21 protein-coding genes are annotated in these 25239 nt (G+C 35.9%); 7 read left to right on the top strand and 14 right to left on the bottom strand.

Features of this window, described 5'->3' with window-relative positions:
• Positions 1-579: 579 nt before the first annotated feature.
• Positions 580-1362, top strand: a complete 783-nt coding sequence (locus IQ247_RS02765) for an FHA domain-containing protein (RefSeq protein ID WP_193916802.1) — start codon at positions 580-582, stop codon at positions 1360-1362.
• A 284-nt stretch (positions 1363-1646) separates the two neighbouring features.
• On the opposite strand, the gene recA is transcribed toward IQ247_RS02765, so the two are convergent.
• Positions 1647-2744 carry a recombinase RecA gene (recA, locus tag IQ247_RS02760; RefSeq protein ID WP_193916800.1) on the bottom strand — a complete coding sequence of 366 codons (1098 nt, stop codon included), beginning with the start codon at positions 2742-2744 and terminating at the stop codon, positions 1647-1649.
• Between the two features lie 562 nt (positions 2745-3306).
• Here recA and IQ247_RS02755 point away from each other — a divergent pair.
• Positions 3307-3855, top strand: coding sequence for a P-loop NTPase family protein (locus tag IQ247_RS02755; RefSeq protein WP_193916798.1), 549 nt, complete (start codon positions 3307-3309; stop codon positions 3853-3855).
• 191 nt (positions 3856-4046) lie between these two features.
• The gene (dcd, locus tag IQ247_RS02750; RefSeq protein ID WP_193916796.1) at positions 4047-4649 is read left to right on the top strand and encodes a dCTP deaminase; all 603 of its coding nucleotides are present in this window, start codon (positions 4047-4049) and stop codon (positions 4647-4649) included.
• 167 nt (positions 4650-4816) lie between these two features.
• Here dcd and thyX read toward each other — a convergent pair whose 3' ends face one another.
• Positions 4817-5539, bottom strand: a complete 723-nt coding sequence (thyX, locus tag IQ247_RS02745) for an FAD-dependent thymidylate synthase (RefSeq protein WP_193916794.1) — start codon at positions 5537-5539, stop codon at positions 4817-4819.
• 123 nt (positions 5540-5662) lie between these two features.
• Between thyX and IQ247_RS02740 the strand changes: the two genes are divergently transcribed.
• Entirely contained in the window at positions 5663-6244 is a 582-nt protein-coding gene (locus tag IQ247_RS02740; protein WP_193916792.1) for a thioredoxin family protein, read from the top strand.
• 70 nt (positions 6245-6314) lie between these two features.
• Here the strand turns inward: IQ247_RS02740 and IQ247_RS02735 are convergent, their stop codons facing one another.
• A complete protein-coding gene (locus IQ247_RS02735) occupies positions 6315-6830 on the bottom strand; it encodes a hypothetical protein (RefSeq protein WP_193916790.1) in 516 nt (171 codons plus the stop codon).
• Between the two features lie 155 nt (positions 6831-6985).
• Here IQ247_RS02735 and aroA point away from each other — a divergent pair, with 155 nt between their 5' ends.
• On the top strand, positions 6986-8332 hold the full coding sequence (aroA, locus tag IQ247_RS02730; RefSeq protein WP_193916788.1) for a 3-phosphoshikimate 1-carboxyvinyltransferase: 1347 nt from the start codon (positions 6986-6988) through the stop codon (positions 8330-8332).
• A gap of 112 nt (positions 8333-8444) precedes the next feature.
• Positions 8445-11516: an ELWxxDGT repeat protein gene (locus IQ247_RS02725; protein ID WP_193916786.1), complete on the top strand. Its 3072-nt coding sequence runs from the start codon at positions 8445-8447 to the stop codon at positions 11514-11516.
• Between the two features lie 200 nt (positions 11517-11716).
• Here IQ247_RS02725 and IQ247_RS02720 read toward each other — a convergent pair whose 3' ends face one another.
• The 4 genes from IQ247_RS02720 to IQ247_RS02705 form a co-directional block, all read right to left on the bottom strand.
• Complete coding sequence (locus IQ247_RS02720) at positions 11717-13036, bottom strand: CO2 hydration protein CupA (RefSeq protein ID WP_193916784.1); 1320 nt, start codon at positions 13034-13036, stop codon at positions 11717-11719.
• A gap of 59 nt (positions 13037-13095) precedes the next feature.
• Positions 13096-14601, bottom strand: coding sequence for an NADH-quinone oxidoreductase subunit M (locus tag IQ247_RS02715; protein WP_193916782.1), 1506 nt, complete (start codon positions 14599-14601; stop codon positions 13096-13098).
• A gap of 238 nt (positions 14602-14839) precedes the next feature.
• Positions 14840-16699: an NAD(P)H-quinone oxidoreductase subunit F gene (locus IQ247_RS02710; RefSeq protein WP_193916780.1), complete on the bottom strand. Its 1860-nt coding sequence runs from the start codon at positions 16697-16699 to the stop codon at positions 14840-14842.
• Positions 16700-17051: 352 nt separating this feature from the next.
• On the bottom strand, positions 17052-17447 hold the full coding sequence (locus tag IQ247_RS02705) for an NUDIX hydrolase (protein WP_193916778.1): 396 nt from the start codon (positions 17445-17447) through the stop codon (positions 17052-17054).
• Positions 17448-17543: 96 nt separating this feature from the next.
• Between IQ247_RS02705 and IQ247_RS02700 the strand changes: the two genes are divergently transcribed.
• On the top strand, positions 17544-18581 hold the full coding sequence (locus IQ247_RS02700; RefSeq protein ID WP_193916776.1) for an agmatinase family protein: 1038 nt from the start codon (positions 17544-17546) through the stop codon (positions 18579-18581).
• Positions 18582-18697: 116 nt separating this feature from the next.
• Here the strand turns inward: IQ247_RS02700 and IQ247_RS02695 are convergent, their stop codons facing one another.
• The 7 genes from IQ247_RS02695 to IQ247_RS02665 form a co-directional block, all read right to left on the bottom strand.
• Positions 18698-19534 (bottom strand): M90 family metallopeptidase, encoded by an 837-nt coding sequence (locus IQ247_RS02695; RefSeq protein ID WP_193916774.1) that lies wholly within the window; start codon positions 19532-19534, stop codon positions 18698-18700.
• 70 nt (positions 19535-19604) lie between these two features.
• Entirely contained in the window at positions 19605-19955 is a 351-nt protein-coding gene (locus IQ247_RS02690; RefSeq protein WP_193916771.1) for a DUF5615 family PIN-like protein, read from the bottom strand.
• A complete protein-coding gene (locus IQ247_RS02685) occupies positions 19956-20204 on the bottom strand; it encodes a DUF433 domain-containing protein (RefSeq protein ID WP_193916769.1) in 249 nt (82 codons plus the stop codon). It abuts the gene before it with no gap.
• A 561-nt stretch (positions 20205-20765) separates the two neighbouring features.
• Entirely contained in the window at positions 20766-22169 is a 1404-nt protein-coding gene (locus tag IQ247_RS02680) for an EH signature domain-containing protein (RefSeq protein ID WP_193916767.1), read from the bottom strand.
• A complete protein-coding gene (locus tag IQ247_RS02675; RefSeq protein WP_193916765.1) occupies positions 22166-22864 on the bottom strand; it encodes an OmpA/MotB family protein in 699 nt (232 codons plus the stop codon). The genes IQ247_RS02680 and IQ247_RS02675 overlap by 4 nt, the downstream gene beginning before the upstream one ends.
• Positions 22857-24656 (bottom strand): hypothetical protein, encoded by a 1800-nt coding sequence (locus tag IQ247_RS02670; RefSeq protein WP_193916763.1) that lies wholly within the window; start codon positions 24654-24656, stop codon positions 22857-22859. The genes IQ247_RS02675 and IQ247_RS02670 overlap by 8 nt, the downstream gene beginning before the upstream one ends.
• Positions 24657-24683: 27 nt before the next feature.
• Positions 24684-25028, bottom strand: a complete 345-nt coding sequence (locus IQ247_RS02665; RefSeq protein WP_193916761.1) for a hypothetical protein — start codon at positions 25026-25028, stop codon at positions 24684-24686.
• Positions 25029-25239 lie beyond the last annotated feature (211 nt).

Genomic DNA, 25239 nt, shown 5'->3' with positions numbered 1-25239 from the left:
TTGATAATATATTAACCTTTAATAAAACAGGCGAAAATTTTAGCGTTGAAATAATAGTCCTCAAGACGAGGAAAACAGCCCCAAATCATAATAATATCAATATCGCTATATTTGGAATGGGAGTGGGTTGTTTGAAAATTCCTCAAGGATTTTCTACAAGCAAATAAATAGACGCTCCGCAAATAAAAAATTTTATCGTGGATAATAAAAGATTCCTCTACAGTTCCTTTGATTTTAAGATTGCTGTAGAGGAATCTTTTATTTAAACAAACTTCTATATTAAGGTTGTTCCTTTTCAAAAGCTTAAGATATTTTTAATGAATAATGTTATTATAATGTGCATGAAAAAATGTACAATATAAGACTAAGTAAATAAAAGTTAAAATTATTAAATAAAAGTTTCATAATGTTGTGCGAAAATGCAGATGTTAGCAAAAACGGTAGCGTTCTTTTCGCTACTGGGGTTAAGTTAATCGATTATATTCCGAAACAACTCAGTGCGCCTGGAATCTCAGTAAAGATATGTGTGGAAACCGATATAATTAGCTGTCCCTGATTGTAGGCTGAGACTAAATAGTTATGAGCGATATTAGCGAGTTAAATTTTTTATCAGTGAAAGGCTCACCCATAACACCCGAATCCATCACAGAAGACCTACAGCAGCGATTAAGTCTATATCAGGTTTTTGTTAAGTTGTATGAAAATCATGGCAGCCTTTTAGAACAAATTCTTAAGTTAGAAAATTTATCCCAATCTTCATTAAGGATAAATCAGTCGCATTATATACAAGCTGTTGTTGATGACGATATGGTTTATGTTACCACAAATCTACGTGATGGAAAAAGCGAAAGTTTACGACAGTCTCAGCATACTTGGACTATAGGGCGCGATCGCAACAGCGGAATCCATATTAATAACAAATACGTATCTCGTCGCCATGCTGCTATTCGATACATTAAGCAAGGATTTTATTTAGTAGATTTTAACAGTACTAACGGTACTTCTATCAATGGCGAACAGATTTACCAACCGACAAAGCTGGAAGATGGAGATATTGTTAGGGTAGGTAATATTACTTTTTATTTTTTTGTTAATCATAGTTGCTGTGTTTTACCTACAGTAGCTGTAGAGTTATTGATGCAGTTGGTACCTAAAACAGGTAACGATAAAACAGAAACATTAGCTTACTATAAGAACAACACTAAAACTCGAAAGCTTTCGGATAGCGAATGCATTCAAGAGGAAAGTTTAGTTAATGAACTAGCTAGAATACAAACCTTTGAGGAGCAATTAAGTCAACAGTGGAAATCCGATATTTTAGAAACTTTTTATAGTAAACAAACACCGCAAGATTCTATTTAATCAGGATTTGACAAAGAGTTGAGAAAGTTTTATATTTTGGGCTGCATGAAGTTGACGAGATAAAATTAGATAAATATCTGAATTTATAAATTATCTGAAAATAGTTAAAAAATATACCATACCGATGTAAAATATAAATAAAGACGGCTAATAGTAATTAGCCGTCTTATTTATAAAATACAAATTAAAGTTGATCTGAAGATATCAAGTCCGGCAAATTACTTATTAAGTATCACTCACCTTTACAAATAAGATAAGTGTTATCGCGGTCATGATATTAGACGTTATTCTTCTTCAAATTCTTCTTCTTCTTCTGATTCTTGGTCTTCATCGCTTGATTGTCCCACAGAATTAGCAGAAACAACAGCACCTAGTTCGAGCTTTTCACGGACTTTTAGCCTAATTTCTTCAAGCATTTCAGGCTTTTCCTCAAGGAATTTGATGGCATTATCCCTTCCTTGAGAAATATTATCACCATTGTAACTGTACCAAGCTCCCTTCCGGTTAATCACGCCAGTTTCTTCTGCAAGGTCAACAATACAGCCTAGGGTTGAAATACCTTTACCGAAGATGACATCGAACTCCGCAATTCTAAAAGGTGGTGCAACTTTATTTTTAGCAACTTTGACTTTAACACGGATACCAAATTCTTCTGTACCTTTTTTTAAGGTTTGAATACGTCGAATATCTAAACGCACCGAAGAGTAATATTTTAAAGCATTACCACCAGTAGTAGTTTCGGGATTACCGTAGCTGACACCAATTTTCATACGCAACTGGTTAATAAACATGACTGTGCAGCCAGATTTACCAATGTTACCAGTAATTTTACGTAATGCTTGGCTCATCAATCGCGCTTGGAGACCCACATGAGCATCGCCCATATCGCCCTCAATTTCTGCGCGGGGAACTAGTGCTGCTACCGAGTCAATGACTACAATGTCAACCGCAGCAGAACGTACTAACTGGTCTACGATTTCTAAAGCAGCTTCTCCGGTGTCTGGTTGGGAAATTAACAAGTTTTCAATATCGACACCCAAAGCCGCAGCATAAGTAGGGTCAAGAGCGTGTTCCGCGTCTACATAAGCGGCAATTCCACCTTGTTTTTGTACTTCAGCGACTGCGTGCAAGGCTACTGTTGTTTTACCAGAACTTTCTGGTCCGTAAATTTCAACTACTCGTCCCTTTGGTAAACCACCACCTAAAGCTAAATCTAAGGTAAGTGCGCCGCTGGAAATCGTCTCAACACGCATCTGGGTTGCATCTCCAAGACGCATGATTGTACCTTTACCAAAAGTGCGCTCTATCTGGCTAAGTACCATGTTGAGAGCTTTTTGCTTGCCTGCATTCTCTTTGCTTGCATTGTCTGTGTTAACCGCCATTTGAGCCTCTAAAATAGATTGATTTGGGATTTTGGTTTGATAAACTTAATAGAATATATGTACTATCATGCCATCTTAGCACTACCGAACGTTATATAGTTTAGGTGGGTATTCTCGACCGAATGAATATTCAACAGTGAAATTAATAACTAGTCTTGTTTTGGGTGTGGGGCGATACGCCGTTTTACTTTAAATTTGCTAATCGCGATGGCAAGAAAATATCAATTATACATCCTTATTTACATAGATACGGCTTTAGTCTGTTTATTTGTACGACAACTTAATCTGAGAGCTACTTTTTTCAGCTTTATTAATGAATTCAACTGGCTGATTAAAATAAGTTTTTCATTTACCATACATCATTGTTTTTGACAATATAAATATAAATTTTAATAACTATTGACTTAAGCGTAAATGTAGTGGTTGACTAAGAATGCAGTTAGCTTTTAAATATCACATATCTGAGGAAGGTGGACTTAATTTATAAGTATTCATAAGTAAGTTTACTAAAAAATGCCTCAGCAGAAATGCTTAATTTATATTGTTTTTTTTACATTAATTTATGGTTGCTCAGCTAGAAACTCTAAGTATAAATTCGACTGCTAGTCCATCCCATACAATCAAAGGATTAGTAAAGGTTTTCACTAGTTCTTATCGTAGTTTTTTTACTAGCGTCATGGCGCAAGCACTGAGAATAGCTGGTCAAGGTACACCAGTATTGATAGTGCAATTTCTCAAAGGTGGTATTGGTCAGGGACAAGATAATCCTATTGTTCTGGGGCAAAATTTGCATTGGATTCGCTGTAATTTACCGCGTTGTATTGACACACCCCATCTAGATGATGCTGAAACTGAAGCATTACATTTGTTGTGGCAGCATACGTTAAGTGTAGTAAATCAGGGTAAGTATTCTTTGGTTGTATTAGACGAGTTAAGTTTAGCAATGAACTTTGGTTTAATTCCTGAAGCAGAAGTTTTAGAATTTTTGGCCAACCGTCCCCAAAGTGTTGATATTATGCTTACGGGAGCGGAAATGCCTAAATGTATCTTGGATTTAGCAGATGAGATTACAGAAATTCGTCGTCCGAACAGCGTAATTCGTAATTCGTAATGATTAACTCCGTTAGTCTTAACTCACTAACCTAGTAGTACTCGACCAAGCCAAAAATGCCGGGTGGGAGTAGTGAGTAGTAAATTGCATAAACCCCAGGCTCTCGTTCCCTTGGTGGACTACTAGACCCCAGACCATTTTTGACCTTTGACCTTAAACCTTTGACCTTTGACCTTTAATTATTTTACTCTGTGATTAAAAACGATATCTGGATTTCTCAAATGGCTCAAAAGGGGATGATTAATCCTTTTGAACCCAACTTAATTAGAGAAGTTGACCGTCACGAAGGTAGTTTACCGCCGAATCGCGTTATTAGTTACGGTTTGTCGTCCTACGGTTATGATATACGCCTTTCTGGAAATGAGTTTCGCATCTTTCGACATATTCCCGGTACTGTAGTAGATCCGAAAAATTTCAATCCGCAAAATCTAGAGTCAACACAGCTACACACGTCTGAAGCTGGAAATTATTTTATTTTACCCGCTCACTCTTATGGTTTGGGTGTTGCTTTGGAACGACTGGAAGTTCCAGATAATATTTCGGTAATTTGTATAGGTAAATCTACATATGCTAGATGTGGAATAATTGCTAATCTGACACCGGCGGAAGCTGCGTGGAGGGGCCATTTAACTTTAGAATTTTCTAATTCTTCAAGTGCAGACTGCCGCATTTATGCTGATGAAGGTGTAGTACAGTTATTATTTTTTGAAGGTGAACCTTGTGCTATTAGTTATGAAGCTCGTAAGGGTAAATATCAAGACCAACCCGAAAGAGTAACAATTGCAAGAATTTAAAAAAGGTAATGGGTAATGGGTAATTGGTAATTGGTAATTGGTAATGGGTAATGGGTAATGGGTAATTGGTAATGGGTAATTGGTAATTGGTAATTGGTAACTGTCAACTGATAACTGATAACTGATAACTGATAACTGATAACTGATAACTGATAACTGATAACTGATTATGGTGCCAATCTGGCTTTAGCTAAACGATGAATTTTATACCATTCGGCGATTGCTGGAACCCAATTTTCAAAATGTATTAACATTAACTCGCATAGTTTTTGAATTTCAAGTTGAGCATCTTTTTTATTTCTCATATCTAAGAAATGCATCAAAGACCTTAAATTGAAACTAACTACGAAATGCTGACGATAATCAAATGGCATTTTTCCTCTAATATGTTCTTCAGAAATGCCATTATCAAAATCAATTTTATATCGCTTCACAGCCTCCATACACCAATTTAAATCGGCTTCTCTTTGTTCGGGTGAATAGTAATATTTTTTGCCTTGACGATTCGTGTAATAATCTACAGGACGTAGATAAAAAACATCTTCTATATCTCTTTTTCCTTCAGCTACTTTCAGAAATTGTTCTGAGGTATATCTAAAGGATTGAACATCAAAAGATACGCTGATACGATGGGTACGAGCTTGTTGCATGACGCTGTGGGGAAAGTAGCCACAATTGAAGACGATTTGAGGATGTTCTAAAGGTCCGTAATGTCCTCTTTCACCTGCAAGAAGACGTTTAACTATCACTTCACCACATTTTGATTCTGAGGGGAATTCTTCACGTTCATCATACACGAAGCTATCGGTGTAATCTTGATGCATTGCAGCGTAAATAATTTGCTGTGGGTTCTGTGTTTTTGTCAGAACTTCTACTCGAAATCGATTCATGTTTTAATTAAATAATAGGGAATGAGAGAATATTTATTTTGTCATGCTTTATGCTTCTTTCGTACCTGATTGTTTAAAATAACTGAAAAATATTTTTTTTTGAATAAGAGTGTCAGAAAAGCTATGGTTTTAACTGCTTCAACGATGTTGGCTTTGGGAACGAAGGCTCCGGATTTTCAACTACCTGATGTGGTATCTGGAGAGACTATTTCTCTTTCTACTTTTGCGGATAAAAAAGCAATTTTGGTAATGTTTATCTGTCGTCATTGTCCGTTTGTAAAGCACGTACAGGAAGAATTAGCTCAATTAGGAAAAGATTATTTTCAAACCGATTTGGGGATTGTTGCTATTTGTGCGAATGATGTCAAAAATTATCCAGATGATGCACCGGATTTATTAAAAACAATGGCGATGGAATTGGATTTCAAGTTTCCTCTATGTTATGACGAAACTCAGGAAATTGCAAAAATTTACACTGCGGCTTGTACACCTGATTTTTTCTTATTTGATAATGAGATTAAACTATTTTATCGCGGACAACTAGATGATAGTCGTCCGAGTAATGGTAAACCCGTAACGGGTAAAGATTTACGTGCTGCGATAAATGCTGTGTTAACGGGGAAATCGTTAACGTCAGAACAAAAGCCGAGCATCGGTTGTAATATTAAGTGGAAACCGGGAAATGAGCCGAGTTATTTTAGTTAGTTGACAGTTGACAGTTAACCACCAATCACTAACAACTAACAACTAACAACTAACAACTAACAACTAACAATTAATTTTGAATTTCTAAATTGAGGATGTAATTTCCTAATTGAAGTTTGCCGCTCCACAATTCGTATTCTACGCGCAGGTGTTCTGGTAAAGGATGCCCGCTCAAAGTGAGATTGCGAGTAAAATTTTTCAGACGGATTGGTTGGTTATTTTGCAAGGATTCACTAGGTAACCAGTAGCGACTCATACCGTAAATTCCTTTTTCCCAGAAGTGACGGTAACTTAAATGTGGATTACCTTGCATTGTCATAGTTACTCTATAAGGTGATATTTCTAACCATAAAATTCTGGGGCTTCCTGAAACGCGAGCATTGGTTTGGGCTGGTGTTACTGTGGTGTTTGGTGAATTTTGGGCTTTTGCTTCTTGCCAAGTTTTGAGCGGTGGTGCATTTAATAACAGGTGAAAGCGCTGGCTATCTTTTTGGTATAAAGTACCAGCAGCTTCTACAACAGATTCAACTGGTAAATCTGTTGATATTAGTGAGAGATAAACGGGTTTGCGTTGATGAGTCAGCATGGGAGGAATAGATTGGGAAGCAATTGGATAAATAATAAGTTTAATGTAGGGTCAGGTGTGCAGTGTTTAGCGGTAGGATACTAGCGAGGAGGTTTGTACATTCAGCTTTTACTTTGGTATAACTTTCTCGTACAGTTACACGCCAGTTTATCCTAATGTCGGCTCCTGTTATAACCGTAGAAACTAAACAAAACCTCCTCCAAAAGTTGGTTGTTCGGCGACCAGAAGGGGGACTATCTTTAAATGGTAAGATTCGAGTCCCCGGTGATAAATCTATCTCCCATCGAGCATTGATGTTGGGCGCACTCGCTGAAGGTGAAACCCGGATCGAGGGATTACTTTTGGGAGAAGATCCCCGCAGTACGGCTAAATGTTTCCAAGCTATGGGAGCAGAAGTTTCGGATTTGAATACAGAATTGGTAAAAGTTAAGGGTATTGGTTTGGGTAATTTACTCGAACCCCTTGATGTTTTAGATGCTGGGAATTCTGGTACCACTTTGCGACTGATGTTAGGAATTTTGGCATCCCATGAAGGACGTTTTTTTTCCGTGACTGGGGATAATTCCTTGCGATCGCGTCCGATGTCTCGTGTTGTTAAACCTTTACAACAAATGGGAGCGCAAATTTGGGGAAGAGATCATAATTCTAAAGCACCCTTGGCAGTTTGTGGGCAAAACCTTAAACCGATCCACTACCATTCTCCCATAGCTTCGGCACAAGTTAAATCTTGTATATTGCTGGCTGGTTTATCGGTTGAGGGTAAAACTACCGTAACCGAACCAGCGCTGTCTCGCGACCATAGTGAACGGATGTTACAAGCATTTGGGGCAAAATTGGATATTGATGCCCAAACTCATAGCGTTAGCGTTAATGGTCCGGTGCAGCTATACGGACAAACCGTGGTTGTACCAGGAGATATAAGTTCGGCGGCTTTTTGGTTGGTAGCTGGTGCAATTGTATCAGATTCTGAACTGCTGATTGAAAATGTTGGCGTTAACCCGACTCGCACTGGTGTTTTGGAAGCTTTGGAGATGATGGGGGCTGATATTACCCGTGAGAATGAAAGGGAGGTCGCAGGGGAACCTGTAGCTGATCTAAGGGTTCGTTCCAGCAAGCTTAAAGGCTGCACTATCGAGGGAGATATCATTCCAAGATTGATTGACGAAATTCCCGTTTTAGCTGTGGCAGCAGTATTTGCCGAGGGTACTACTGTAATTAAAGATGCCGCAGAATTGCGAGTTAAGGAGAGCGATCGCATTACTGTAATGGCAAACCAACTCAATTCTATGGGAGCCAGGATAAATGAATTAGCTGATGGAATGGAAATTACTGGCGGTACTTCTCTTACTGGTGCCGAACTTGACAGTTTTACCGACCATCGCATTGCTATGAGTTTGGCGATCGCCGCTTTGAATGCATCCGGTTCGACTACAATTAATCGTGCGGAAGCTGCATCAGTTTCTTATCCCGATTTTTTTGATACCCTCAAAGCAATTATTTAATTAAATTAATTAAATGTAATAATTCTTATCCTCAGAATTAAACTCAGGGTAAGAATTATTTCAATTTTTATTATATTTGCCAGTAATTTTTGATATTCCAAGAGTATAAATCATGTCTAATTCTCAAGATTATCATGTGGATAAAGTTGAAATAATTTATCTAGGAAATGATGGTTCTGAGCCTAATAATTTGATTGCTTTCAATAATAAAATTTTCTTTACAGCTAATGATGGTGACAGAAAAAATAAATTATGGATCAGTGACGGAACGGAAGCAGGTACCTATTTAATTAAAGAAATTGAAAATCAAGATAATCGTTCAAATCCCGTCGTTTTAAATGACAAACTATTTTTTGTCACAGAAGATAATGAAACAGGTACGGAATTATGGGTAACAGATGGAACACAAGAAGGAACTAAGTTAATTAAAGATATTAATCCTGGAAATAATAGTTCAAATATTGACAGTTTGACGGTTGTAAATGAACAGTTATTTTTTAGAGCTTCAAATAATGAGACAGGTTCAGAATTATGGGTAACAGATGGGACAGAAGAAGGAACTAAGTTAATTAAAGATATTAATCCGGGAAGTGATGGTTCTAATCCTGGTAATTTTAATGTTGTAAATGAAAAACTGTTATTTTCCGCTGATGATGATCAGAAGGGAAGAGAATTGTGGGTGAGTGATGGTACCGAGAATGGAACTTATTTAGTTAAAGATATTAATTCAGAAGATGATGGTGTTGGTTCTTATGAGTTTGCTGTAGTTAATAATCAGCTATTTTTCTTGGGTAATGATGGAAAAAATGGATTTGAGCTATGGGTGAGTGATGGTACAGACAATGGTACTTATCTAGTTAAAGATATTAATAGAGGAACTGATAGTTCTTTTCCTTTGAAATTTACTGTTACTAACGAAAAACTCTTCTTTCTTTTAGATAATTATGATCCGAATGGTTCCAGTAGAGAACTGTGGGTAAGTGACGGTACAGAAGACGGTACTTTTGTTGTTATAAATGCGGATGCAGATGATTTTATCGCATTTGATAATCAGCTTTTTTTTAGTACCTACGATAATGAGAAAGGTTCTGAATTATGGACAACTGATGGTACTCAAGAAGGTACTTTTATTGTCAAAGATATTAATCCCGGAATAGATGGTTCTAATCCCAAAAATTTTCATGTTTTCAATGACAAATTATATTTCAGTGCTTATAATGCTGAATTTGGAACCGAATTATGGATAAGTGATGGTAGTGATAATGGGACAAATTTAGTCAAAGATATTAATCCAGGAATAAACAGCTCTAATCCTCAAGAATTAACTGTTTTTAATGAGCAGTTATTTTTTAGTGCTAATAATTCTGAGTTGAAAAGAGAGTTATGGGTAAGTGATGGTAGTGATAATGGGACAAATTTAGTCAAAGATATTAATCCAGTTGATGGTTCTAACCCAACTGAATTTACCGTTAGTGACCAAAAACTTTTCTTCCGTGCTAATGATGGTAAAACGGGAAGGGAATTGTGGGTAAGTGATGGTAAACAAGATGGTACTTATTTAGTTAAAGATATTAATCAAACTAGAAGAAGTCTTTATAATCCTAGAGGGTTTACTAATTTTGACGGTAAACTGTTTTTCACAGCTTATGTACCCAATTTCGGATATGAATTATTTGGAACAGATGAAAGCGGTGATAATCTTTATTTAATCAAAGATATTATTCCAGGAGATAATCTTTCTGATTATGACATTTATGTTGACCCCTATAGAACTTATGGTCTTGGGATTGTAAATGTTTTGGATGATAATTTAATCCTAATTGCTGAGACTGTGGAAAATGGAAGCGAATTATGGATAAGTGATGGTACGGAAAATGGTACTTATTTGTTAAAAGATATCAATCCGGGAAGTGAAGGTTCAAGAATATCTAACGTTATTTTATTTAAGGATAAGCTGTTTTTTACCGCTTTTAATAATCAAACTGGGGAAGAGTTATGGGTAACTGATGGTACAGAGAATGGGACTCGTTTATTCAAAGATATTTACCCTGGAATTACTTCTATTAATGAGAATGAATTTATAGTTAATAGTTCTAGTCCCAGATATTTAACTGTATTAGGGGATAAATTATTATTCAATGTTTATAATGACGATACTGGAGAAGAATTATGGGTTAGTAATGGAACACCAGAAGGAACTAATTTGCTTAAAGATATTTATATCGGAAATCAAGGTTCGAGTCCTAGTAATTTAACTATTTTAAATGACAAAGTATTTTTCAGTGCTTATAGTGATACTAATGAGGTATTTGGACAAACACAACTTTGGGTAACAGATGGGACAGAAGATGGTACTAGATTATTTAAAGAGTTCGATACACCGATAAGAGATACTTTTAATAATAATGGGTTTTTTCCGTTCAATAATCAGCTTTTATTTGCCGTCGAAAATAATAATAATGATAATTATGGTAGAAATAATTTAGATTATTGGATAACCGATGGTACAGAAAATGGTACTTATCCAATAGATATCAAATCAAATAGTTCTTTTTATAATTCAGTCGTATTTGAGAATAAACTATATTTTGAAAGCTATGATGAAAACTTTGGAGAAGAATTGTATGTAACAGATGGTACTCAAGTTGGTACTTATTTATTTAAAGATATTATTCCTGATAGTCAGGATATTAATATTAATGCAGAAAATTTAATTATTGTTAATGATAAGCTATTCTTTAGCGTTTATAGTCAAGATTTGGGGCAGGAATTGTGGGTAAGTGATGGTACACAAAATGGTACTAAGTTAGTTAAAGATATCAATCCGGGAAGTCAAGGTTCTAATCCGAAAAATCTCACTCTATTTGATGATAAACTTTTTTTCAGTGCAGAAAATAGTGAATATGGTTCTGATTTATGGGTGAGTGATGGTACTTTGGAAGGAACTCATTTAATTCAAGAAAATATTGACCCTAAAAGTGATGGTCTTGACCCAAATAATTTTACTGTAATAGAAGATAAGCTATACTTCAGTTCTGATAATGAATTATGGAAGGTAGAAGTTAGCGATATTCAATTGGGTAGCACTGAAGATTTATCACCAAATATTGATAATCAAGCAATTAATATTATTCAAGGTGATATGAGTTGGAATTTGGATGATAATTCTTTGATATCGGTTTAATTAAATACTAAGTTATATCATAATCAAGGGAACAGGGAATAGGGAATCAAGAGAAGAAGGATTTTTAGTTTTCACTACAGATGTGGAAATAATAACTACGGCTTGCTGATCGGGCGGGATGTGAAAGCTACTATTTTGTAAGCTTTTCACGCGATTTTTTGGTATTAACCCTCCTATTGTAAAAGAGGGTTTGGAAATATCTAACGATAATCTTGTCGTTGAATATCTCTTAATTTTGCTGCATTTCTCATTCCATAATCTTCACGAGTAAATCGATTTAACTGGGTTTCAAAAAAGTCCCGATTTGCTTGTAAATGTTCGGAATTTGTATCATCTAAAGGATATAAAGTTGCCGTGCGTAAAGCTTGAATTACTGCTGATGTAACGTTGTACATGGAACGTTGAAAACTAATTCCCAACTGAATCAACATATCATCCTCACCGCGACAATATTGTTGATAATAATCAATTAAATATTGTGGCAAAAAATGCAGCATATCTTGCATTAATAATGTTGGAGGAATTCCTGCTGTAGCTACAGGAAAGACATCAGCATACAAAATTCCATAATGAAAGTCTTTTTGCTCTGAAGGTATTTGTTTCGCTTGAGCGTTATAAGATTTTGTTCCTCTAAAAGGAGCAGTACGATAAAATACTGCTTCGACATAAGGTAGAGCAGCTTCATATAGCCATACAAAACCTTTTGATTTGGGAATGACTTCGTAACATTCATCCCCTACATAAACATGATGATAAATCGGACGACTTGCAACCGCAAAAATACCATTTACCAAGAAATCCATTGCTTGGGGTACACTAGTCAATTTCCCTTCGTCATACATATCTGACATTTCAAAGAAAACTGGTGCCATTACTTCCCAAAATAAACCTAAATTGGAATAATAGGAAGCTTGACGACACTGTTCTAAAAACATATCTGGGAATAGTTTGTAGAGCAACTGCATTACCGGATTACCTTTAAAATAGGCTTTGATTGCTCTATCCGCATTTCCTCTATATTCTTCTGTATCTAAATAACTATCAAATTTACCTAAACCCATATCCTTACCATGCCAGAGCATGGCTCGCATACAGGCTTCAGCGAATTCCATGTTGATTCTATCGTGAAATAAATGATGCAATAACTTTGGCATTTTGATGGTTTCACCCTTCTCAATAAATTCCAAAAGTTCCGGATGTGCTGTGGCTTCACCCCGCCAAACTCTTAATTCTGCATCATCACCAGCATAATGATTGTGTCTTTGTAAATACTCCTGGGGTAAGAAATATTTGAAAAAGGGAAAAGGATTTAAAAATTCTCTTTCGGCAATATAAAGCAAATCGCGCCAATAGAAATCCATTGGTACCGCGTATGCTTTATAAAGACCAATAATTTGCATGAGGTTTTCTGGTGTATCGGGTAACATCGAACCACCAGCTTCTAAGCGGTGAATTACTTCAGCAAATTCGTGAGTTGATGGTGGTAATTTTGTAGTCGTTTGTTCGGATATTTGTACCATGTTGGTTGATGGTTGTTGGTTGATGGTTGATGGTTAATAAGAGGGTTTTTTATGAATTTTTAATTTTGATTCAACGCTAGTTGTGGAGTTGGGCTTTTTTCAATGATAGGAATATGAGCTACTATTGCGGTGGTTGTAGGTTCGCTCCAACGTACCAACCAAGTAGGTTGTATTCCCAAAAAGATGATTAAACCTGCTAATATTAATGCTGGCATTTTATCTGACCAGAAGACTTTAGGATAGTAAGCTAAGTCATTATCAAGTTTGCCAAAACAGGTACGATTAAGGAGAATTACAAAGTAAACTGCGGTTAAACCTGTAGCTATAACGCACAATAATGTTTGAATCGGAAAGACGCTAAAACTGCCTTGAAATGCCAGAAATTCGGCAATAAACCCTGTCATACCAGGAATACCAGCACTAGCCATACCACCTAATACAAGTAAAGCGCTAATCAGTGGTAAGCCTCGAATCGGACTCATTAAACCATTAAGCTTATCCAACTCGCGAGTTCCGACTTTGCTTTCTACAACTCCCACTAAATGGAACAGGATGGCTAAAATTATACCGTGGCTGAACATTTGGGAAACCGCACCCACCAAAGCCAAAGGTGTGCTGGCTGCTGCTGCTAGTAGTATGTAGCCCATGTGACCGATGGAACTATATGCTACCATGCGTTTGATATCCTTTTGTGCGATCGCGGTTAATGCTCCATAGATGGCACTAATTGCTCCCCAAATTGCTAAAGTAGGTGCAAAGGTACTCCAAGTTTCGGGAAATAAGCTCAATCCAAACCTTAAAATGCCATAGGTTCCCAATTTAGCCAGTACTCCACCCAAAAGAATCGCAACAGGTGTGTTTGCTTCTACATAAGCATCGGGCAACCATGTATGTAGAGGAACTAAAGGTATTTTAATTCCAAAGCCGAGGATGATTCCTATAAGTAATAATGATTGCAGGGTTGCGGATAAATTTTGAGTAGAAATTGCATCATAATTGAAACTAGATGAACCACTTAGCCAAACTATACCTAAGAAAGTAGCTAAAATTAAAATTCCCGAAACAGCGGTATAAATCAGGAATTTAATACCCGCATAACTGCGTTTTTCCCCACCCCAAATTGAAATTAATAGGTAAAAAGGAATTAATTCTAGTTCATAAAATAGGAAGAACAACAATAAATTCTGTGCCGAAAAAGCACCTGCAACTCCACCGCTAACTAGGAGAATTAGAGAATAAAAAAGTCTAGGTCGTGGGGTTTCTTTATCGCTGCTGTAAATAGCAATCCAGGTGAGAAGACTATTTAAAAACAACATTAATATTGAAAGTCCATCAACTCCCAATTGATAGCTTAAACCAAGAGTTTCATTCCAAGGAAGATATTCTTGTAACTGAATGCTGGGATTATTGATATCGAATCTAAACAGTAAAAATACGTTCCAGAAAAAGGTCGTTAGTGCGACTAATCCAGCCCCTAAACGAATTCGATTTGTAGGAATTTTTGCAGGTAATAAAGCGATTATTATCGCCCCAAAAATAGGTATCCAAATTAAAGCGCTTATCATATTAGTTGACAGTTGACAGTGGACAGTTGACAGTTGATAGTTGTTGTTTGATATTTGTTACTCATAATTATGGACTTCCAAATAACAAAACATACATTTTAGATTGGGTAGTGCGAGCCGGAAAGCTCGCTACTACAGTCATTGAATAAATTATTTTTTGGAAGTACCTTAACCTCTAACCTCTAACCTTTAACCTCTAACCTTTGACCTCTAACCTTTAACCTCTAACCTTTAACCTCTAAAACATGATTTCTAAAAATTGATTTCCCCAATATTGCCAAGTCACAATCATTCCTAAAATACCGACTCCTAAAAGTACGGTAAACATATAAAATTGAGTTTGTCCAGTATTACTGTATTTTAAACCTTCACCACCACCAAGGGATACTAATCCAACTAAATTAACAATGCCATCAACCACAAAGCGGTCAACCATATCTGTTAATTTGGAAAGTAGATCAACACCCAAAACAATACTCATTTTGTATAGCTTCGGTGTGTAAAAATCGTAAGCGATTAAATCTTGTAACCTTTTCCAGGGTAAGCTCACAGGTTTAGGAATATTCCCTAAATAAATTACTCCGCTAATACTACAACCGAAAATACTTGACCAAATTAATAACAGTGCCACATCTTTATTCAAATTTACCCAACTTGGTAAAATCGATAAATTTTGTAATAACAAAGGCAGATGCAACACAAAACCAAATAAAATCATCATTGGTAAAATCATTTGCCAGCTAACTTCTGGAGAACGTGCGCTCATTGGTTTAGGTTTACCACCCCAAACCAAGCCAAATTCCCTAGTTAAACTAACTGCTGTTAAAGCATTGACGATGATAATTACTCCTACTAACCAAGGTTGCGTTGTCCACAAATCTGAAGCTAATTGCAGTAATGCCCAAAAACTACCTAAAGGTGGAAACGCAATTAAGCCTAAAAAGCCTGTTATATAAGCGATTCCCGATATCGGACGACGTGACCATAATCCCCCCAATTCGGTGATATCTTGAGTAATGCTGTTCCAGACAATTGTACCCGTACTCATGACTAACAGAGCCGCAGCACAAGCATGGGTAAGTACTAATAACAGAGCCGCTTCATCATGTTGTGTCCCTACAGCGATGAACACTAAACCCATGTAGGAACTAACGGAATAGGATAAACAGCGTTTGATGTCAACTTGCGCGATCGCAATTAATCCACCACCGATAGCACTCAATGTACCAATTGCGATCATTGCGGTAGAAGCTATGGGTGATAAACTCAAAACTGGTTGCAATTTAATTAATACCCAAGCACCGCTGGCAACTACTACCGAATTCCGCAAAATGGTACTGGGAACTGGTCCTTCCATGGCTTCATCCAACCATAAATGCAAAGGAAATTGAGCGCATTTACCCATCGGACCGACAATTAATGCTAAACAAACTAGTGTTATTACTGTCGGGTTAACGTTAGCACTCGCACTCCATTGTGCTAAATCGTGATAATTCCAGGTTCCAGTTAGAGGATATATTGCCAATACCCCCATCAATAGAAATAAATCTCCTACCCTTTTAGTTAAAAAAGCATCTCTAGCACCCGTTATTACTAGAGGCTGACTAAACCACAAACCTACTAATAAATAAGTACCTAAAGTGAGAATTTCCAGAATTACATAACTAAAAAATAAGTTATTACATAAAGCCAAAGCACATAAACCAGCCTCGAATAATCCCAATAGAGAATAAAAGCGTCCCCAACCCCAATCCATCTCCATGTAACCGATAGAATAAATCTGAGCTAACAAATTTAAACCAGTAATTACAGTCATTGCGGCAACGCTAATTGCAGATATTTCTAAATCTATAGATAATCTTAAACCCGCTGTTTCTAACCAAGGAATAAACACTTCATATCTTGGTTGATTCCAACTGATTGATAACGCGATCGCGCTATGACAAAACGCCAAAAATGTCATGATTAAATTGACATAACCAGCAGGTCTCGGTCCCGTTCTCTTAATTATTCCTGGAGACCAAGGAACAGCTAAAAGCCCACCAATCAAGGCATATATCGGCACTAACCAAACTGTTTCTAGTAGATATTGCGCCATTCATTCACCTCTAAAAAAAGCATCATAAATTACGACTATAGAGTTACAACTGTTTTGTGAAAGTTAAGATTTAAAATTTCAGTTCGATTAACTTCGATTAACTTTTAATTTTTCTTCATTAATCTTAATTATATATAGATTAGCTTTATATGCAGCAAAAAGGAATGATTAATCTAGATAATTCAACGATATCTAGTCTAAGTAATTCTTATATATTTTTTTTAAATTGTACCGATAGAGTTTTCTCTATGGGTACAAATATTGTAAACGCAGAGGGACACAAAGGTAAACGCAGAGGGGCGCAAAGTGATTTTTTGTTATACATTAAATAATTGCAATATAAGTGAAAATTTTAAAGATGTACGGGGTTTATTTTTGCCCAGTTTTTAATAGCGCGTGCGTAACCAAATGGAATATTTATATTTTCTAACTGATTAATTGGATGTAATCCGAATTCTTGATGTTCGTCACTTATTTGTGGAGAAAAATCGCCTTGCAACTGACAACCATAAGCGACAATAAAAACGTGTTTATCAGGAATAACTTCAAATAAATAACTATCAATAATTTGCTCAACTCTGACATTTACCGATACTTCTTCTAGAAACTCACGAATTAAACAATTTTCAGGTGTTTCTCCTAACTCAATTCTTCCACCTGGTAAATCCCATTCATCGCGTTCATTTTTGAGTAATAGAACTTTGTCATCTATAATTAATACGCCTTTGATTGAAATCGGGAAGTCCATTGTCTAAAAAGTTACTGATTTACATTTTGTAATGGTATCAGTATTTCAACTAACCCTCAACCTAATCTATATTTATATTTTTGTTACTAACTTACCATGAACAACCACTACCAAAACTACAACCCCAGCGATGTCGGACAAATCAACGGTAATATCTTCGGTTTACCCTTCGATTACGACTCAGCGAACTTAATTATCATTCCTATACCTTGGGAAGTCACAGTTTCTTACGGAGCAGGTACAGCTAACGCACCACAACGAATTCTTGATGCTTCACCACAGTTAGATTTATTCGATTTTGATAATCCCGATGGATGGAAGCAAGGACTTTTTATGATAGAAATTCCCCAAGATATGTTAGATAAAAATCAATATTACCGACAGCAAGCAGCAACAATTATTCAAAGACTCGAACAAGGTAAATCATTAAATGATGCACCTGATTTAACATCATTACTAAGGGAAATTAACCAAGTTTGTGATAACGTCAATAAGTGGTTATTTGATAAATCTCAGCAAGCAATGAACGATGGGAAAAGGGTTGCAGTCATTGGTGGAGACCATGCTTCGCCTTTGGGTTATATGCAAGCCTTAGCAGAGCAATACTCAAGTTATGGGATTTTACACATTGATGCTCACGCGGATTTACGTAACGCTTACGAAGGATTTGAGTTTTCCCATGCTTCAATTATGTATAACGCAATGAAGTTACCGCAAATATCAAAATTAGTACAAGTTGGTTTGCGGGATATTTGTCATGATGAAGTAGAAATGATTAATCAATCTAACGATAGAATAGTTGCTTATTACGACTCAATAACCAAGCAAAAGCTTTATTCTGGAATTACTTGGATTGATTTATGTAAGGAAATTGTTAGTCATTTACCCGAATACGTTTATATTAGCTTTGATGCCGATGGTTTAGACCCCAAACTATGTTCAAATACTGGAACTCCGGTTCCTGGAGGTTTGGAATTAGAACAAGCTTATTGTTTGATTCGAGAAGTTGTAAATAGTGGGAAAAAAATAATTGGTTTTGATATTTGTGAAGTCGGTGATGCCGAATGGGATGGTAATGTGGGAGCAAGGATTGTTTTGAAATTGGCGAATTTTATGGATTTATCTAATAAGTAATTTAGAACTATTTATCAATTCATCAATATTAGAGCTTTACCTGCCGGTTGAAACCGCAGCTAAACAATCAAAGTCCACCTCCGTGGACTAGTAATTTTTAATCCTATAAATATAATCTAATTATTTTGAATATTCCATTTGTGAGGATCTAATTGATAATACTTTTGTAATAATTCATAAAGAGAAGGATGCTTTTTTTGTAACTGCTGTGGTTTTTCAAAAAATGTTTCGGTTGCTACAGAGAAGAATTCAGCGGGATTAGTTGCACCATAACTATACATTACGGTTTTTCTTTGTTGCTCTATATCATTACATAATTGATTATATTCTTGTGTCATTATTTTTGACCAATTATCATAGTCAGATTGTGTCTTTAAAATTGGTACGCCTTCAGCTTTTCCGTCTTCTTGATCTAACTGATGAGCAAATTCATGTAACACAACATTGTGTCCATCATTCCAATTTTGAGTATCTTGTTTTACTTGTTCCCAAGATAATACTAATTGGTCTCTATTCCAGGATTCTCCTAATCGGATAACACGCTTTTCTTCAACTATATAATCCCCACTGATAGTAGTTTCTTGTGCAAAATAAGCTGTAGGATAAATTAAAATAGAACGCAATTTAGGAAAGTATTTGCCGCGTTCGTTGAGTAGAAGCAAACAAGCAACAGCAGCAATAACAACCTTGATTTCTTCTGTGATTTGTAACCCGTTGCAACCAATAAATTGTTTTTCTGCTAAAAATACTTGAATATGTCCTTGTAATCGTCTTCTTTCTGTGGGAGATAAACAAAGATAAATAGGAAGATTATTTTCAATAATAGCATTCCAAAGTGGCGGAAAAGGACTATTTTTTAAACGGTTTCGTTGTTGTTTAATTAAAGTAGGGCTGAATAAAATTGTGATGGCAATTAGTGCAATTATAATTAAAAATATAATCGTTGGGAGCATTGATGAAATAAGGTGAGTTACCGTAGATATATGTTTTTAGGGTAATTTTATTAACTTCTCTGTGGGGGTATCATAGTGATGCAAATCTTACTTTATTTTCAGTAACGACTACAAATTGTTCCGGCAGTCTATCTGCATAATTTTCCAATAGAAGTTGAAGTTTGTTGATTTTATTTGTAGCTCTTTCATTGTCTAATCGCAAAAAAATTATACCTCTGTGCAAGCTACCTTCTCGAAAGATTTTATCGCCAAAATCTTTATCGTTAGTGATTAAAATCCAATTTTCATTCAATGCTTTTTGCAGAACCTCATCATCGCTTATACCTCGTGCTTCGTCATACACAGAGAAAACTTCATAACCTTGGTCACGTAACCAACGAGCCACTGTTGACCCCGTACATTCATCTACGAGAAAGCGCATTTAAGTATTTTCCACTAGTAAGGGCATAAAAGTAGTATTTGATAGTGACTTACTGGCGAACAAAATACAAGCTTGAATATCTTCAGGAGTCAACCCTTCGTATTCTTGAAGAATTTCTCCGAAACTTGCACCATGAGCGAGGAGGTTAAGAATATACTCAACGCTTAAACGGGTTCCTTTGATGGCAGGTTTTCCTGCTATGATTTCTGGGTTGAGGACTATTCGTTCTAGTAATTGTTGATCTGTCATTTTTGGGGTGTGCTGTGTCAGGGTTGTATTTATTTTAGTGGAATTGACATGGTTGTTAGGGATTTGAATAAAATTGTGATGACAATTAGTCCAATTTTGACACTCTCCGGTCTAAAGACACGGAGATTCTTGATTCAATGAGTCCACTTAGACTAGACCCCTTGCGGTATCTAACCAAGAGGTGGTTCTCTCCCCAAGCGTTACTTTCCGAGTGCCCCTCGGTAGTTGGATTATTCCAAAAATTTGTTTGATTTAAATTCTGAACGTCTAGTCCCCATGAAGATTTTACCTATTCCTGGGAAGGAACTAAAACTATGGAATAGAACCCCATATCTTCAGTTGTCAAGGTACAGATTGCCGCTAGGCAGTTGGGTTTTTATACAGGTTGGTTACCGTTCCTGTTAATAAAATCGTACCATAAATGACTGAGGCTTAAAAGCCTTTATGCAGTTTTCATCCCTGGACTAAAGTCACAGGGTTTTCAACCTTCCCTTTATAAGTAAAAATATAATGGCTTGAATCATTGATGAAATAAGGTCAGTTACGGTAGATATCTATTTTTTAGGGTAACTCAAAACCTTTCTTCTTACAGTAATCTTTAGCTTCTTGTTCGAGTCTTTCAATTTCATTATTCCATTGTCCAAGTTTGCTTTCTCGTTGTCGAAATTGATCTGGTGTAGGGTTTCCATCCGGTAAACTTCCTGGATTTGGCTCAATTTTGTTTCTTTTAAGCCATTCACGACACTTCACTTGCCACAGATATTTATGATCGTGGCGATCGCCACCAAGACAACGAATGCGTTTAACAGATAGTTTAGACTCGCCGAAAAGCACTTTCTGATTTCTATGATTATTATCAAATAACCGCGTCTCGCTACCTTTACCGCGAAAAAACTCTGCTACTAACCATTCACCAAAATCAAATATACATACTTCTGTAGTGTCACTACCATCATCTTCTAAAACCTCAATATTTCCTCTCAACTGATGTCTAATAGCGTTTAATGAACTTTGAGGTAACAAGATGCGAAGCTGTTCAAAGCGGTTACTATAATCAGCCCAAAAATCTCTACGTCTACGCAACTGATTTTCTTCCCATTTTTCAAACTGAATTCTATTTAGTATTAAATCTACTAAATGTTGAAAATCTCCATAATTTACTGCTCCAATCCATTCTCTAAGTTTTTCCTTTGCTTTATCAGAAAGTCTATTCCACTTATCACCATTACGATAGTTTTCACGCAGCCATTCAACTAACTGTGGATGATTACTTGCGACTTCTTTAGAGATATTTACTAATAGATAATTGACAGCTTTAACTTGTAATTCTAAGGATATTTCCTTGAAACAACGCAAAAGCCAGTTTACTTGTTGCTGATTAGGAGAAGTGATTGTACAAAAATAGGGTGAAATATATTCTATAAATTCATTAAATTGGGGAATCCAAACAGGTAAGTTATTTTGGATTTGGTTGAATAATTCCTTTGGAGTAAGATTTTCTTCACAAGCTATTTTTGCCAGATTTAAACCAGAGTTATTCTTTACAACAGCCTGCATAATTTTTACAGGTAAAAGTTGATTAACTGAAGATGAATTAGCTAATACATTAAAAGATATTGCTAGAGATTCCGCTAATTCATTTTGATTACCGCTATGATAAAGACCTAAACGCCATAAAAGTTGATGTCGCAACCATTCGTTATTTATTGCTACTCTCCAGATTGATTCTGATGTTTCTTGGCTTGAATCAGGGCTTTGATTATCCCATTCTTGTTTAGCATGAATGCAATAAATCCATTCTAATTCGGTTACTTCATTAGCTTTATTTTGTTTAATAGCTTCTATAACTTTGTCAACTGTAGGAAGAGATATTTTTATATTTGGTAGTTGATTAGTAAGTTTAATAAACTGTTCGGGGCTAAATTTATATATAGATGAAGAAGGTTTAGGAAAGTTGATTGTCATTGTTTTTCTTTTGATTTTTCTTTTAAATAAATACGTTTTTCTGATAGATTTGAATCTGTACGATATTTTTCAATAAATTCGTCACTGCCAAACTGTAAGCGAAAAATAACTTTACGATCTTCTGGATTATTACTAGTTTGATCTGCTTCAATTTCTCCACGCCCTGCGGCTATAAATTTTTGCTGTAAATTACTTTTAGTAGAAAAACTCATCTGAGAAAAAATATATTCTGCAACTGAAGACGAACGCTTGAGACTAAGTTGTAAATTAATTTGGTCTTCTCCTTCTGAACTGGTATGTCCTTCAACAACTACCCGACTCACTTCTGTTGAAAATTCAGGTTTGGAAAATATGACTCCACTGTAAACGGGAATAAATTTACTCAGAAATACTTTACCTTTTGGTTTTAATTCGGCACTTCCTTGAGAAAATAAAATTGATTCTTCAATGCTGACATCTCCGGTATCCGGGTTGACTTTGACATTAATATTATTCTTTTTCATTTGACCGACAATTTCACCAATTACTACCCGTTTTGGTGCGTCTTTTTCTGCGATTTGAAGTAATGTCGTAATAAAAAGCAGGGAAAAAAACATTACTAATCCTGACATTAAGTCACCAATTGATAGATAAGTACTTGCATCATCTTCTTCAATAGTTTCTGCTTCTAATTCTTCTTTGAAGTAATCATGCATTGTGGTTTCTCCCGTTACCATTATTACGGTTGTTGTTTGCAGCTACCAATACTTTGGCTGTCTGAAGTAAATTACTGCAAACATTAGCCATCGCACTATCGGCTTGAACAAAAAAAGTTTCTCGCGATTCACCAAAATGATTTGTCCAAGCTGTTAAGCTTTCTCGAAAAGTATTTGATAATTCTCTGTATTCTCTTTTTACACCTTCTACTTGTTGATTAAGGTTACGAGAAATTTGATTAAGTTCACGAGCAATATTTTCTTGCTGTACTAAAGAATGACTGGAATTAAGTCCAACAGCACAAGCAACGTCATTTATATTTCTAGCTGCTTCACTAACTTGACTCATGCTCTGGTTTACTTGTTGGGCTAACTCTCTACGCCTGTTATATTCATCTGCAAAAACAGTATTCAAGTTAGTTACAACTTCAGCTAAACCATCACGTTGTTGACCTAATGTTCCTTCTAGTAAATTATTTTGTCGTTCAAAGAATGTCTGAAGATTATTTTGATATTCTTCCCTAAAGTTTGTCAAATCATTTTGTACTGTTTCACGGGTTGCGGTGAGTGTTTGGTCAATATTTGCTAAAGTAGCTAGAAGACTATCTTTAGCACTATTCATCAGTCCAGAGGCTTGATTCCCAACTGCTGTAATGGTATCAGTTTGTTGTTGAAATGTAGTTGTTGTATTGATCTGAAACTGATTTAATGTTTGTCCCAAATTATTTGCAAAGTTTTCAAGTTCCCCTAAAGTTTCTTGTTGAAAGTTTTGAATTGTTTGAATAGAACTTGCTAAACTTTGAGAAATACCTCCAAGTTCTCGATGAAGATTTTCTACCGCTTGAGATGCTTGTCTTGTTAACTCGGCACTTTCATCTAATCTTTGAGCAACAGGTTCTATTACTTCAACTATCAAATCTTGGATAAGCTTTTCTATAACCTTATGTCCTTGATTTTCTTCAAGTTGTTTTCTTAATCTTTGCTGTTCTTTAAATATGTATCCTAATGGTGACTCCATTCGCTGTGCTACAGCTTTACCAATCGCTTCAGATGTAAGCTGATTTAGTCCTGTAAATTGTTCTGCAATGCTTCTACCTACAGCTTCACCAATTTCTTCCGCAGTCGGTGATTGTTGATTTGTCAAACTTTGTCTTAATTCCCTAATTTCTTCTACTAATCTCTGGTTATGATTTTCTGCGGTTTCAAAGCTTGCTAAATTATCTAATTTTTCGCGTAACCCATTGCGTCGATTCTGTCGTAGAGAATCGGTTGCAAACAAAACTAAAGTAAATAAGCTACCGCATCCCAACCCCATCAAGGAAGTAGAAAATGCTGTTTTCATATTTACTAGAAGTCCGATACTAGAAGTCATTAGCTGCTGGGAATTGGAGATATCACCTAAATTTATGTCTTGTAAACCCTGTTGAATACCGTAAAAGGTTCCCAATACACCAATAGAGGTACATAAAGCAGTTACGAAGCGTAGGGGACTACGGGGTACTGGACGTACTAACACAGTTGGGTACTTTTTAATTATGAATTTGTTGTCATTATTTCTTACAAATTCCCTTTGTTCATTAGTTTGTAGATGCTCCTGTTTCCAAGATAAAAATTGTTGATTTCTAGTATTTCTTAGATTTTTGATAGCTTTGGGTGTTTTACCCCATCCTGAATATAAATACTTAGCTGTAATGAAAATTTCATAAATTAAGGCAAGAACTAAAACACCGGCGATCGCAATATGAAATGGTGTATCCTGCCAAACTATATTCCAAGTATCTGCTACATTCATGCAATACCCCTTTGATGATGATTTCGTTTACTTCTGACTAAATTTGTTTATTTCTTGTAATGTAAGAATCTCTTTGGCTTCCCGCACGGGTATATGATCTGCATCTTCGTATTTATCTATGGCTTCTCGTAGCCGCAAGCTGTATAATTGTTCACCTTTGGCTTGTTCGTCAATAATTAAATAAACCTGCTTTGGTGCATAGTTACGTAACAAACGCACCTGCAAACAACTTTTCAAATCCCGCGAAGAAGTACTAAGCGGTGAATTATTCCCATATAAATTACCTGCAACTTTCCATCCGCGATTAATTGCTTTAATTTGCGTCACTAGTTGTCTTAGTGAGGGATAAAGCAATTCATTTGCATCACTCATTTTTTCTCAAGTTTTTGTATTAGCTTTTAGTTATATAGTTCCCAAAAAATGCTCAAAATTAACTAGCTTTGAGAAATAATTAAGACTACTGCTATTAGCTATTAAAGATATATCAGAAATAGCCGCTCACGGAACCGCACCCCCGTAGGGTGAATGTCACAATAACCCTGGTGATTGAAACCGCAGCTACACAAGGAAAATATGGCAACCT

This window comes from Plectonema cf. radiosum LEGE 06105 (genome assembly GCF_015207665.1).
Lineage (GTDB): Bacteria > Cyanobacteriota > Cyanobacteriia > Cyanobacteriales > Nostocaceae > Rivularia > Rivularia radiosa_A.
This window is presented reverse-complemented; position numbering and strand designations above follow the sequence as displayed.